General features: G+C 75.8%; 10 protein-coding genes. 4 read left to right on the top strand and 6 right to left on the bottom strand.

Annotated elements, in window-relative coordinates:
- Nucleotides 1-80 precede the first annotated feature (80 nt).
- The 3 genes from HS045_RS24195 to HS045_RS24185 all read left to right on the top strand — a co-directional run bounded on the left by HS045_RS24195 (nt 81) and on the right by HS045_RS24185 (nt 1,596).
- Nucleotides 81-683: a PadR family transcriptional regulator gene (locus HS045_RS24195; RefSeq protein WP_196453665.1), complete on the top strand. Its 603-nt coding sequence runs from the start codon at nt 81-83 to the stop codon at nt 681-683.
- 116 nt (nt 684-799) lie between these two features.
- The gene (locus tag HS045_RS24190; protein ID WP_196453664.1) at nt 800-1,201 is read left to right on the top strand and encodes an SgcJ/EcaC family oxidoreductase; all 402 of its coding nucleotides are present in this window, start codon (nt 800-802) and stop codon (nt 1,199-1,201) included.
- Nucleotides 1,198-1,596 (top strand): hypothetical protein, encoded by a 399-nt coding sequence (locus tag HS045_RS24185; RefSeq protein ID WP_196453663.1) that lies wholly within the window; start codon nt 1,198-1,200, stop codon nt 1,594-1,596. Before HS045_RS24190 ends, HS045_RS24185 begins: the two co-directional genes overlap by 4 nt.
- A gap of 180 nt (nt 1,597-1,776) precedes the next feature.
- Here HS045_RS24185 and HS045_RS24180 read toward each other — a convergent pair whose 3' ends face one another.
- The 5 genes from HS045_RS24180 to HS045_RS24160 all read right to left on the bottom strand — a co-directional run bounded on the left by HS045_RS24180 (nt 1,777) and on the right by HS045_RS24160 (nt 9,380).
- Nucleotides 1,777-2,553 (bottom strand): ABC transporter permease subunit, encoded by a 777-nt coding sequence (locus HS045_RS24180; RefSeq protein ID WP_196453662.1) that lies wholly within the window; start codon nt 2,551-2,553, stop codon nt 1,777-1,779.
- Complete coding sequence (locus HS045_RS24175; RefSeq protein WP_196453844.1) at nt 2,550-3,449, bottom strand: ABC transporter ATP-binding protein; 900 nt, start codon at nt 3,447-3,449, stop codon at nt 2,550-2,552. Before HS045_RS24175 ends, HS045_RS24180 begins: the two co-directional genes overlap by 4 nt.
- A gap of 276 nt (nt 3,450-3,725) precedes the next feature.
- Nucleotides 3,726-6,845 carry a chromosome partitioning protein ParA gene (locus HS045_RS24170; protein ID WP_230884565.1) on the bottom strand — a complete coding sequence of 1,040 codons (3,120 nt, stop codon included), beginning with the start codon at nt 6,843-6,845 and terminating at the stop codon, nt 3,726-3,728.
- Between the two features lie 104 nt (nt 6,846-6,949).
- Nucleotides 6,950-8,173 (bottom strand): hypothetical protein, encoded by a 1,224-nt coding sequence (locus HS045_RS34905; protein ID WP_230884564.1) that lies wholly within the window; start codon nt 8,171-8,173, stop codon nt 6,950-6,952.
- Nucleotides 8,163-9,380 carry a hypothetical protein gene (locus HS045_RS24160; protein WP_196453661.1) on the bottom strand — a complete coding sequence of 406 codons (1,218 nt, stop codon included), beginning with the start codon at nt 9,378-9,380 and terminating at the stop codon, nt 8,163-8,165. Before HS045_RS24160 ends, HS045_RS34905 begins: the two co-directional genes overlap by 11 nt.
- Nucleotides 9,381-9,614: 234 nt before the next feature.
- Between HS045_RS24160 and HS045_RS24155 the strand changes: the two genes are divergently transcribed.
- The gene (locus tag HS045_RS24155; RefSeq protein ID WP_196453660.1) at nt 9,615-10,271 is read left to right on the top strand and encodes a DNA-binding response regulator; all 657 of its coding nucleotides are present in this window, start codon (nt 9,615-9,617) and stop codon (nt 10,269-10,271) included.
- Nucleotides 10,272-10,402: 131 nt separating this feature from the next.
- Here the strand turns inward: HS045_RS24155 and HS045_RS24150 are convergent, their stop codons facing one another.
- A complete protein-coding gene (locus HS045_RS24150; protein ID WP_196453659.1) occupies nt 10,403-12,418 on the bottom strand; it encodes a prolyl oligopeptidase family protein in 2,016 nt (671 codons plus the stop codon).
- Between the last annotated feature and the right edge of the window lie 18 nt (nt 12,419-12,436).

The following is a 12,436-nucleotide window of genomic DNA, read 5'->3' as shown; positions in this document are numbered from 1 at the left end:
CACGCCTGCGGACATCCGGATCGGACAGAGATCTCCAATACTGCTATAGTGCATGTTGCAATATAGAAAGGAGCATGACGATGGCGCGGCGTCCCGATCTGGTCGGCCTGACCGTGCTGGCCCTGCTCTCGGTGCGCGCCGGCCATCCCTACGAGCTTCACCGCCTCATCGTCGACACGCATAAGGACTACGTGACGGGGCTGCCCAGGAGCCTGTACCACGCGGTCGAAAGACTGGCGGGCGACGACCTGATCGTCCCGGTCGAAACCAGCAGGGAGGGCCGCAGGCCGGAACGCACGGTCTACGAGATCACCGACGAGGGCCGCAGAGAACTGTCGACCAGGCTCCGCGCGCTCCTGGAGAACCCCGACTCCGACCGCCGGAGGTTCACCGCGGCCGTCTCCCTCATGGGCACCCTGCCGGTGCCCGACGCGCTGCGCGCCCTGCGCGCCAGGGCCGCGACCCTCGAAGGGCTGCTGGCCGGGATGAACGCCCACCTGCGGGTCATGGAGGAGGCCGGCCTGCCCGACATCCTGATGATCGAGGTGGACTACGAGCGCACGCTCCACGAGGCCGAGCTGGCCTGGGTGCAGGGCGTCGTCACCCGCCTGGAATCAGGCGAACTCGACTGGTCGGGCACCGTCCGGCAGGAGCTGCTGTCGCAGGTGCTCGGCGAGCCATGAGAAAACGGCCGCCGGGGTGCGCCAACACCCCGGCGGCCGGACATCCGAACAAGGCGCCCGCCCTGTCTGGACTCACAACCTCCAGGATAGGCGCCGCGACCAGAAGGAATCGCGCCATGTCCGTGCACACGGAGATCACCGGCCTGCTCACCCGCCTCGCCGAGGCGTGGAACGCGGGCGACGCCACCGCCTACGCCGCTCTCTTCACCGAGGACGCCGACTACATCGCCTTCAACGGCATGCACAGCGAGGGACGGGCGGCCATCGAGTCGTCGCACCGCCTGCTCTTCGACGGCCCGCTCAAGGGCTCCACCATGTCCGACCCGGACGGCCGGGCCAAGGTCAAGCCGCTGGCCGACGGGGTGGTCCTGGTGGTCTCGGGAGGCGGAACCGAGGTGGCGGGCGAGTTCCGCGAGTCGATCGTCTCCTTCACCGTGGTCAGCACGCCCGAGGGCCGGCGGTTCGCCTCCTTCCAGAACACCAGGTCGTCCCTCCCCGGCACCGGGGCGGCGCGGTGAGCGGGAAGAAGCTGATCACCGAGGTCGCCGGGATCGTCGAGGCACCGCCCGCCGCGGTCTTCGACGACCTGGCCGGGGCGCTGCTGCCCGACCGCGGGCGGACCGGCCGCTTCACCGTCGAGGACCTGCCCGGTCACACCTCCACCGCGGAGGTCACCGGGCACACCGTCTCCCTGCAGGGCGGCTGGTGGTACCGGGGCGAGTGGAGCGTCGAACCGCATCCCGAGGGCACGCTGCTCGTGCACCGGGTCTTCAACGTCGCGCAATGGATGCGGTGGGGTGTGCCGTTGGCCAACCGCTTCTTCATCGGCTTCGCCGGCCGTACGCGGCAGGGGTTCGCCGAGAGCCTCGTGCGGACGGGACACCGTCTGGGCTGCGCGACCCGCCTCCTCTGAGAGACCGCCGGCGGACCGGTGGCGGCCCGCCGCCGAACGGCACGCATCACCGGGAGCCTCGCCGAGCGGCGGGCGACCGGAGCCGTTCGGGCGGCGGGTTCGGCCTGCGGATCCTCGACGGCCGGGCCGGGGCGGACCGCTGATGCCGGGGATGGACCGCAGGGGCCGGGACCGCCGCCGTCAGGCGTCCCGCGAGCGGAACACCGCGAAGGCCGCCGCCAGCAGGACGGCGGTGCAGGCGGCCATCAGGCCGAACCCCGTCCAGGGAGCCAGCCGTTCCGGGTCGGGGACGGTGGTGGCGACCCGCAGACCGGCCGCGACCGGCCAGTACGTGCTCACCCAGTCCCCCACGGCTTCGGGCATGAGCCGGGGTCCGATGATGGGGATGACGAAGTCGACGACCGCCACCACGGTCGTGGCGGCCATCGTGTCGCGCAGCAGGAAGCCCAGCGCCACGCCGGTGAGACCCACCAGGGTCCAGACCAGGCCCATGCCGACGACGGCGCGCAGGACGCCGGCGTCACCGAGTGCCGCGGCCGGAGCGCCGGCGGCGCCGATCACGGTCTGGCCGAGGAGGAACGAGCCGAAGCTCGCGGCCTCCCCGGTGACCAGGGCGATCAGGCCGAACGTTCCGATCTTGGCGGCCAGCAGCCGTCCCCGCCGCGGCACCGCGGTCAGGCTCGTGCGGATCATCCCGGTGGCGTACTCGGAGGTCACCGCCAGCGCACCGAGCGCGCCCACGCTGATCTGCGCGAACAGGAACCCGCCGTACATGCTGAGGTAGGCGGGGTCGAACGCGGCGCCCGCCGCCCGGTGGCCTTCGGCCGCGCGGTCGGCGGTCAGCGCGCCCGTGCCCACCATGACGGCGACGGTCGCCAGCAGCGTGGGCAGGTTGGAGGGGATCGAGCGGAACTTGGTCCACTCCGAGCGCATCGTGTCCGCGATGGCGGCGCTCATGCCGCGCTCGCCTGGAACTCGACGCTGTCGCGGGTCAGGTCCATGTAGGCCTGCTCCAGGGAGCGCTGCGGCGTCAGCTCCGTCAGCACGACCCCGGCGGCCAGCGCGGTCTCGCCGATCCGCCGGGTCTCCAGCCCGGTGACGATGAAGGAGCCGTCGGTGCCCTGCCGGACGGCGCCGCCCGCCTCGATCAGGAGCGGGACGAGCCGATCCGGATCGTCCGCCCGCACCAGCACGTTGGAGCCCTGCCGGAGGAACTCGCCGATCCCGATGTCCGCGATCAGCCTCCCCCTGCCGATGACGACGAGGTGGTCGGCGGTCTGCGCCATCTCGCTCATCAGATGGCTGGAGACCAGGACGGTGCGGCCCTCGGCGGCCAGCCCGCGCATCAGCTCGCGGATCCACTTGACGCCCTCGGGATCCAGGCCGTTGACCGGCTCGTCGAACAGCAGCACCTGCGGATCGCCGAGGAGCGCCACCGCGATCCCGAGCCGCTGGCCCATCCCCAGGGAGAAGCCGCCGGCCCGCTTGCGCGCCACCGACGCCAGTCCGACCAGCTCCAGCACCTCGTCCACCCGCCGCCCCGGGATCCCGTTGGTCTGGGCGAGGCAGAGCAGGTGGTCGCGTGCCGTGCGCCCGCGGTGCAGCGCGCGGGCGTCCAGCAGGGCGCCCACCTCGTACATGGGCCGGGGCAGGCCGGTGTAGTCGTGGCCGTCGACCGTCACGCTTCCGGCGTCCGGCCTGTCGAGCCCGAGGATCATCCTCATGGTCGTCGACTTGCCCGCCCCGTTGGGGCCGAGGAAGCCGGTGACCCGGCCCGGTCCGACGGTGAACGTCAGACCGTCCACCGCCGTTCTGCCGCCGAAGCGCTTCGTCAGGCCGTCCACCCGGATCATCTTCACGTCCCTCTCCTGCGCGCCTTCCGGTCGAGAGGCTCCCGCCCCGCCCACCGGCGGACGAGGACGTCGGGCGTCGAACGGAACGTGAGCCCGGTCTCCTCAAGATCCGCGTCTGGGGCGGAGCCTGTCACGACCCGCACCCGGCGTAAAGGGGGAGCGGCCCCCCGGCGCGGGCGAACGGGCGAACGGGGCGGTGGGCGAGGACGGGGCGGTGGGCGTGCGGGCCGGAGAGCGAGGGGGCGCGCGGGCCGGCGGGCGGCGGCCGGTGCGGCGTCAGGGCCGGGACACCACCGCGGCGAGCGCGCGCACCCGCTCGGCGTGCCGGTCATGACCGATGATCACCGGCGGCTCGTTGTACGGCATGGCGTCGGAGGAGCGGCGCAGTTTGACGTACTGCCCGCAGGCGTCCACCGCGTAGGGCTCCATGTCGTCCTGGAGCGCGCCGATCACCGTGATCCCGTAGGTCTCGCCGATCCGCCGGAACAGCGCCACGGCCTCGCGCCGGTGCTCCTTGCCGAGGTTGCGGCCCAGCTCGTCCAGGACCAGGCAGAGGTGTCCGCCGCCGGAGGAGGCGATCGCCGCCGCGCAGACCAGCTTCACGGCCTTCTCGTCCATCAGCGCGGTGTTGGCCCGGCGGTTGTACGGCACGAAGGACTGCCCCTCGCCCCGGCGCCATTTGGGCGTCACCCGCCAGGCCCAGCGCTGCTCGGGGTCGGCCGGCGCGGGCGGGACCGGGAACTCCAGCGTCGCGCCGTACCCGCCGTAGGCGGTGTCCAGTTTGTCGAACTCCTCGGCCACCCGGGTCAGCCGCGCCTTGATCGCCGCGGTCAGCGCCGACCGGTGCACGGCGGTGGACCGGGCCGCCTCCTCGGCGCCCTTGGCGGCGACGGCCAGGTCGCGCTGCCGGGTGGCGAGCTGGGCCTCGATCTGGCGGCGCTGGTGCCGTTCGTACTCCTCCTGGCCGCGCAGGTAGGACGAGAGCGCCGCGCACACGCCGGGGAAGGTCGCCTGCTCCCGCGCGGTCCGGCCCGCGCCGGGCTCGGTCCGCTGCCGGAGGAGGAACCGCAGCTCCTCCGGCGTCTCGGCGTCCTCACCGGGGAAGGCGTCGCGCAGCGCCTCGTCCAGGCGGCGCTCGGCCGTCCGCCACCACTCCTCGGCGGTCAGCGGGCGCTCGTCCTCGGGCAGCTCCCGCAACCAGTCGCGCGCCTGCTCGGCCGTGCCGCCCCACTCGCGGGTCAGCGCCTCCAGGCCGAGCGCCTCGCGTTCGGCCGCGACCGCGGCGGCCTGCGCCCCGGCCCGGTCCCGGTCGGCCGCGTGCCGGGCGCGCAGCCCCTCCAGCCGCTCGATCTCCATGTTCCTGGTCCGGGAGCGGAAGTCCAGTGCGCCCGCCCGCCGCTCGGCCTCCGCCACCGCCGGGGAGATCTCGGCCAGCGCCCCGGTCAGCTCGGTCAACCGGGCCCTGCGGTCGGCCAGCCGCCGCTCGACGTCGGCCAGCTGCACGGCGGCCCGGGCGCCCTCCAGCCGCCGCCCGGCCTCGGCCACCGCGTCCTCGGCGGCCCGCACGGCCTCGGCGGCCTCCTCCTGCAGGTCGCGCGCCCGGTGCAGGCGCAGCTCGGCGGCCTTGATCCGGCTCTCCCGGCCGGTGGCCACCGCGGCGAAGGCTCCCACCACGGTGACGCCCGCCGCGCTGACCAGCACCGAGCCGGGCAGTGCGGACAGGGCCCGCGCCGCCGCCTCCAGGTCGGCGGCGTCCACGACGACCGCGTGCTCCTGCGGCCAGCCCCGGGCGCCCGTGACGGCGGCCGGAACCGCCGCCCCGCTCCCCGGCGCGGCGTCCCCACCTGCCGGAGCGCCTGCCGGAGCGCCCGCCGGAGCGCCTCCCCGGGAGAGTCCGCCCGCCGGGGCCTCTCCCGCCGGTCCGCCGTCCCGGGCGTGCTCGGCCACGTCGATCGCGTCGAGCAGCCCGGTCGCGCCCACGCCCGCCTCGGCGAGCGCCCGAAGCTGGGCGGCGGCCGGACCGCTCTCGGCGTCGCCGAGCGCGGCCCCGGCGTCCGCGACCTCGCGGTCGGCCACGCCCAGCGCCTTCAGCGCCTCGCCCAGCCGGGCCCGGGCCCGGGCCAGCCCGTCCTCGGCGGCGGGCACGTCGCGGCCGTCGGCCAGCCGCCGCCGCTCCTCCAGGCCGGGGATCCGGCCGCGCAGCTCGTCCGCCGCGCTCTCCGCCACCGCCCGGTCGGCGTCGAGCCGGGCCGCGCGGGCCTGCAGGGCGGCCAGCTCCGCACGGGCCTCGGCCAGGCTCCGGTCCAGCGTGTCGTCCTTCAACGCGGCGATCTCCGCGCGGACGGCCTCGATCTCCCCGGCCGCCCGCTCGCCCGACCGGCGCAGGTCCTCCAGGTCGGCGGCGAGCGCCTCGTCCCGCAGCACCGCGTCGCCGAGCCTGCGCGCCTGCCGCCCCCTCCAGCAGCGCAGCGCGTCCGCCAGCCGCACCCGGGCGCGGTCGCGCCGGTCGAAGGTCTCCAGCAGGGCCCGGGACTCGTCCTCGAACTCCTTGAGCGTCTCGACGGCCCGCGCCGCCCGCACCCGCTTGGCGTGCTCGTCGCGGCGGGCCTCCCGCTCCTGGTCGAGCTCGGCGTCCAGCCCGGTCAGCGCGGCGACGGCCTCGAAGACCCGCTCGGGGGAGATCTCGTTGAGCGGCTGGGAGAGCAGGTTCGTGGCGACCTTGCTCCGCACCGAGGTGGACAGGAACGACACGCACCGCACGCGGTCGCCGTACAGGAACCTGGTCAGGTCGCGCGCGACCACGTCCCGCCGCCCCGCCGACCGCGGCAGGCCCGCCCAGATCTCGTCGGCCCGGACCACCCGCTCGGCCTCCGAGGCGGCGGCGGCCATCCGCACCCCCCGGGTCCACCGGACCTCCAGGTGCGGCGCCTCCTGGTTGACCCGCAGCCACACGGTCACCGCGTCGGGCAGTCCGGCCTCCCGGACGCGGGGGTGGTCGAAGACGCCCACGATGTAGCCGTGCCCGGCGCTGGCCCACGTCCGCCCGCCGCCTCCGGCCGCGAGCTCGGCGTTGAACAGCAGCTCCGCGACCGACTTGGCGCCGGAGGCGAAACGCCACTGCTCGTCGCCGAGCAGGGCCGTGATCATCGCGATGAACGAGGACTTGCCCGCCCCGTTGGAGTCCTTCGGGCCGGCGCCGGCGACCACGACGAGCGTGCCGGGGACGATCGGCACGGGATGGGTGGACAGGCGGGAGATGTTCACCGCCTGCACGGCGATCAGCGCCCGGTCGCCGACCACGTCCCGGCTCGGCTCACCCGTCCGGACCTCCACCGGCACCAGGCTCGCCTGGCTCCCGGACGAGTCCCCCATCGTACGGCTCGACTGCTCGGCCAACCTCGTCGTTCCTTTCGTCATACCTGTGCGAGGCGCCCGCCGGGACCTGCGGGCGCCGATCCCGGCGCGGGACGCGCCGGACCGGGCGGGAGGCGTCCCCCGCCCTATCCGCGCCGTGCCCGGACGGCGGCGGCCAGCGGGGTGTGCGGTCCCGCGGCGAGGATCAGCTCCTCCTGCAGGCGGCGCCTGGCCGCCGGGGTCAGCCGGTGGAACTGCGGCCCCGGCACGTAGCCCCCCGCCTCCTCGCCGGACTTCACCTGGGTGACCAGTCCCGCGTGGCGCAGCACCCGCAGCGCCGCCTCCAGCTCGCCGATCGGCAGCAGGGTGTGCCGCCGCAGCTCCTCCGCCTGGGCGGGGAACGGCGACAGCCAGCTGTCGGCGGGCAGCAGCCCTTCGGCCCGGGGGATGGCCACCGAGTGGAGCAGGACCAGCACCAGGACGGCCCGCTCGGCCTCGCCCAGGGCGGTGCCCGCCCCGGCGGCCACGTCGTCGGCGTAGCCGGAGGTCCACGTCTCCCGGCCGGAGACCAGGACCCGGCCCCGGCGCCGGAGCATCTCCGCCAGCGCCCGGCGCAGGACCGGATCGCGCAGCGCGGGGAACCGGGCCTCGTGCACCGGCTCGGCCGCGTGCTCCACCGCCATGAACGCGGCGACGAGCTCGGCGCGGTGGCGCTCGTCGAACGGGCCGAGCAGGTCGTCGTCCGCGCCCTCGGGGGCGTCCAGGCTCGCGACCGCCTCGTGCCGGACCTCGCCGGCCACGGGCAGCACGGCCGGGACGCCCTCCTCGCCCGGACCGGGCAGGCGCAGCACCAGCTCGCGCAGCTGCGCGTGGGCGGCGGCGGGCCAGCAGGCGCACCGGGGGCCGAGCCGTACGGTGCCGTCGGCCACCACCAGCCAGGCCGAGTCGTGCAGGCGGCGCAGGGCGCCGACGGCCCAGTTGCGCATGAGGTCGTCGGAGCGGCCGATCAGCGCCCGGTAGACCGCCAGCACGTCGTCGATCGGTGCGGGCGTCCCCGGCCACGGGTCGGCGGCAAGGTCGCTCCAGCAGCACTTCAGGGCGGCGGCCAGCACCCGGCGGGTCTCCCCGGACCGTTCCACGGCCACCGGCGCGACCTGGTACTCGGCCAGGAGCGAGGGGGTCGCCCCGTCCGGCCAGAAGGGCAGCGCCAGTCCGGTGCCGTCGCCGCAGCCCAGCCGCGCCATGCCCGGGGGCGCGGGCTCGCCGGGGCCCAGGGGGAGGGGGCCGGTGGACCGGGCCCGGACGTGCGCGAGCGCCGCCGTCCCGGAGGCCCAGGAGGTCTCGGCGGCGCCGCCGGTCTCAGAGGTCATGGCCGGTCCTCTCCAGCACGCCGTGGGAGAGCCAGGCCGGCTCGGCTCCGGGCGCGGCGGACAGGCCGTCGGACCAGCGCAGGCGGTAGGGCGACTCGGGACGCAGATCGGCGGCGACGAGGTCGGCGAGCAGGCGGCGGACCGAGACCCACTCGCCGTCGGCGGTGAGCAGCTCCTCCAGCCGGGCCGAGGAGCGCCCGCCGAGCGCGGTCTCGGCCACCGAGGCCAGGCGGTCGAGCCCGTCGGCGCCGGGCTCGTAGGAGTCCGCCGGGCCGGGATCGGGCAGCGCGGGGCGCGGAGGGGTGGGCTGGACCGGCGCGGGGCGGGGGCTCTCGTCGACCGCGCGGACGATCGCCGCCGGATCGTGCCACGGGGCCGGGGCGTCGAAGACGAATCCGTCGAGCACCGCGGCCAGGCGCTCCCTGCCCGCCGTCCGGGCGAACGTCCGCCACGTCTCGGCGGGCAGCAGCGTCAGGTTCCTCGTCGTGCCCGCGGAGTCGGCGAGCCGCCCGGCGGCGCGGCGGGAGGCGTCGCTGTAGGCGTAGATCGCCGCGCGCAGCTCGGTGCAGGTGCGGTCGAGGCCGGGCCAGCGGGTCAGGATCGTGGCGTGCAGGCTCTGCGCCCGCCGGGCGATCTCCTCGGTGCCCCAGAGCGTCGGGGCCTGCTCCCGCAGCTCCTCGATGGTGCCGCCGGTCAGGGTGATCAGCTCCAGCGCCCAGAGCCGGAAGGCCCGCGCCAGGTTCTGCGCGCTGGCGCGCGCCTCCTCCATGGTCGTGCCCGGGTCGGCGGCGTTGAGGTCCTCCAGGGCGAGGAGCCGGTGCACCTCGGACTGGCCGCCGTCGTGGAGCATGCGCCGGATGAACATCAGGCCCACCATGCTGGTGAACGACGCCCGGTAGCGGAGCTGGTGGGGCTTGGGGAAGACCTCGCGGACCGCGCCGAGGCCCTTGAGCACCCGCAGGCGGTTCTCGAACATCTCCGGGGGGTGGGCCCGGCAGGCGTGCCGCATCTGCTCGTGGGTCAGCCACTCCTCCCCGGCCTCGGCGAACGCCGTGAACAGGGTCTCGGCGATGTCGACGAGGGCGGGATCGTCCACCACCGCACCGCTGTCGCGTGCGAGCGCGGCGAACATCCGGCGGTAGGTGGTGAGCACGGCCTCCTCGCTGAGGGCCGCGTCCAGCGTGATCTCGTGGTTCGTCTCCGGCACGCGCCCTACCGTAAGGCTTGCGTCCGACAATCCCGTCCTCCGCGTCCTCCGGGCCCCGCCGAACCCTGACGAAATTGGACATTCTGTCTGATCGAATGCCGTGCTGGCCGGAACCGGCCAGCATCCGCCGTTCCTGCGGGCCGAATTCGGGTAACGCCGTAGTCGGCCGGTTCCCCTGGGTGGCACCGGGGCCCGGGAGACGGACCGTGTGTCGCCGTGAGAGGGAGACTGCGCGTGATAGATGTCCTGATAGCCGAGGACATGCACCTGGTTCGGGGGGCGATGGCCGCCCTGCTCTCGACGGAGGAGGACATCGAGGTCGTCGGAGAGGCGGGGCACGGCGACGAGGTGGTGGAGGCGTGCCTGCGCCACCGTCCCGACGTCGCGCTGATCGACATCGGCCTGCCCGGCGCCGACGGCATCACCGCGGCGGCGGAGCTGCGGCGCGCCCTGCCCGGCTGCCGCGCGGTCATCCTCACCGGCCTCGCGACGCCGGCCGCGCTGCGCAGGGCACTGGAGGCCGGGGCGCGCGGCTTCGTCGTCAAGGACACCCCGGCCGGCCAGCTCGCCGGGGTGGTGCGCCGGGTCGCGCGCGGCGAGCAGGTCGTCGACCCCGACCTGGCCGTCGCCGCGCTCAGCGCCAGGGAGAACCCGCTGACCTGCCGGGAACTGGAGGTGCTGAAGGTGGCCGCCGAGGGGGCCCCGGTCGAGGAGATCGCCGACCGGCTCTACCTGTCGGGGGGCACCGTCCGCAACTACCTCTCGCGGATCCTGGCGAAGGTCGGCGCGAGGACCCGCGTGGAGGCGATCAGGATCGCCAAGCAGGACGGCTGGCTCTGGCCGGACGACCTCAGCGAGGTGGGACTGGTCCGCCACCGCTCGCGCGTCTGAGCCCCGCCCCCGCGACCGTGCGCCCGCCCTGCCCTCGCGACCGTGCCCCGCCCCCCTCGCGACCGCGTGCGCCCGTCCTCGCGACCGCGCGCGCCCGCCCCCGCGCGGTCGCCCTCCGTCGCCGCCCGGCGTCACCGCCCGGCCGGCGGGGGCTCCAGCCCGGTGTGCGCCGCGAGGAAGGCCAGCAGATCCGCCGCCAGGCCGGCCGCCCGGCCGGCGGCCCGGACGCCGTGCCCGACGCCGTCCTCGTGGCGGAGCAGGATCGGCCGCCGGCCCGACGTGGCGTGCTGCAGCGCCGCGCACATCTTCCGCGCGTGCAGAGGGTCCACCCGGGAGTCGCCGCCGAAGGAGGCCAGCAGCGTCGCCGGATAGTCCACGCCCTCGCGGACCCGGTGGTACGGCGAGTAGCCCAGCAGGTGCCCCAGCTGTTCCGGGTCCTCCGCGGAGCCGTACTCCCCTCGCCAGGACGGGCCCAGGCCGGAGCGCTCGTAGCGGACCATGTCGAGCAGCGGGGCCGAGCAGGCGGCGGCGGCGAACAGCTCGGGCCGCTGGGTGATCGCGGCCCCGGCCAGCAGCCCGCCGTTGGACTCCCCGCAGGCCGCCAGCATCCCGGCCGTGGTCCAGCCGTCGGCGATCAGGCGCTCCGCGGCGGCGGTGAAGTCGTCGAAGGAGTTCTGCTTGCGCTCCAGCATGCCGTCGCGGTGCCAGGCCGCCCCCTCCTCGCCGCCCCCGCGCACCTGGGCGAGCGCGAAGACGCCGCCGGCCTCCACCCACGGCAGGATGTAGGCCGAGTAGGAGGGGGTCAGCGGGATCCCGAACCCGCCGTAGCCGTACAGGATCGCCGGGCGGGGCCCGGTCCCGGGCCGGGCGAGCACGACCATCCGCACCGGCGTGCCGTCGGCCGAGGTGTAGACGATCTGGCGGGACTCCAGCTCGGGCACGTCGACGGCGCCGGGCGCGGCGGCCCAGAGCGCGGTCCGCCCGGTGCGCGCGTCGTAGCGGTGCACGCCGCCCGGGGTGACGCCGTCGGTGTAGGAGAACCACACCTCGCAGCCGCCCTCGGGGCGCGCGGACATCCGGCCCACGGCGCCGAGCCCGGGCAGCGGGACCCCGCCCACCCGCTCGCCGGTGACCGGGTCGTGCACCCCGATCTCGCTGATCGCGTGCCGGGTCCGGCCGACGAGGAGCACCGGGCGGCCGGGACCGTCCAGGAGCGCGAAGTCGGAGATCACCGCCTCGGGGTCCGGGCCGACCAGCTCCCGCCAGCCCCCCGGACCGGGGTCGGCCGGGTCGGCGACGCAGAGCCGGCCCGTGGGCGCGTCCAGGGTGGTGAGCAGGTACAGCCGGCCGTCGCGGCCCACGGCGGGCACCGTGACCGCGCCCGTCCCCTCCTGCACCGTCCGCAGGCCGGGCCGCTCGGGCGGGCCCGCGGCCAGGTCGGCCAGCCAGACGTCGTTGCCGGCCCCGGCCGGCGCCGCGACCGTCAGCCAGCGGCCGTCGGGGCTGGAGCCCAGGCCGTAGGAGCGCTCCGCCGCACAGACGACGGCGTCCTCGTCGGCGGGCGTGCCGAGCCGGTGCAGGCACACCCGCCGGTCGCGGACGTAGAAGAACGCCGTGCCGTCCGGGAGCCAGACCACCGGCGCGTAGCGGCAGCGGTCGATCGGGCCGTCCACGGTCCGCCGGGCGCCGACGTCCATGACGTGCAGCTCCGACCGCTCGTCCCCGCCCCGCGACAGCTGGTAGGCCAGCAGCCGGCCGGTCAGGTCGGGCTGCCAGGCGTCCAGGACCGTCGACCCGGAGGGATCGATCTCCTCGGGGTCGACCAGCGCCTCCTCCGCCCCGTCCGGACCGGCGGTGTACAGCACCGGGTGCGCCCGCCCCGGGTCGTGGCGCAGGAAGAAGCGGCGCGTCCCCCGCCACAGCGGCGGTGTGACCGTTCCGGCGGAGCCGAGTTCGGCCACGCGGGCGTGCCAGCGGTCGCGGCCCGGCAGGGCGGCGGCGTGCGCCCGCCACAGCTCCTCCTGGGCGGCCGCCCATCCGCGGGTCCGCGGGCTCGCCGGGTCCTCCAGCCACCGGTAGGGATCGGGTACGGCGCGCCCGTGGAGGAGGTCGGTGACCGGCTGCCGCTCGGCGGGGGGATAGATCATCTGATCGGCTCCTGGTCC

Source organism: Planomonospora sp. ID82291, from assembly GCF_015711645.1.
Lineage (GTDB): Bacteria > Actinomycetota > Actinomycetes > Streptosporangiales > Streptosporangiaceae > Planomonospora.
The sequence above is the reverse complement of the archived record's forward strand: the minus strand, read 5'-3'. Positions and strand labels throughout refer to the sequence as shown.

Coding starts and splice junctions, on each gene's coding strand:
- HS045_RS24175 (WP_196453844.1), bottom strand. CDS start 3,449: ATGATCCGGGTGGACGGCCTGACGAAGCGCTTCGGCGGCAGAACGGCG.
- HS045_RS24180 (WP_196453662.1), bottom strand. CDS start 2,553: ATGAGCGCCGCCATCGCGGACACGATGCGCTCGGAGTGGACCAAGTTC.
- HS045_RS24195 (WP_196453665.1), top strand. CDS start 81: ATGGCGCGGCGTCCCGATCTGGTCGGCCTGACCGTGCTGGCCCTGCTC.
- HS045_RS34905 (WP_230884564.1), bottom strand. CDS start 8,173: ATGACCTCTGAGACCGGCGGCGCCGCCGAGACCTCCTGGGCCTCCGGG.
- HS045_RS24150 (WP_196453659.1), bottom strand. CDS start 12,418: ATGATCTATCCCCCCGCCGAGCGGCAGCCGGTCACCGACCTCCTCCAC.
- HS045_RS24190 (WP_196453664.1), top strand. CDS start 800: ATGTCCGTGCACACGGAGATCACCGGCCTGCTCACCCGCCTCGCCGAG.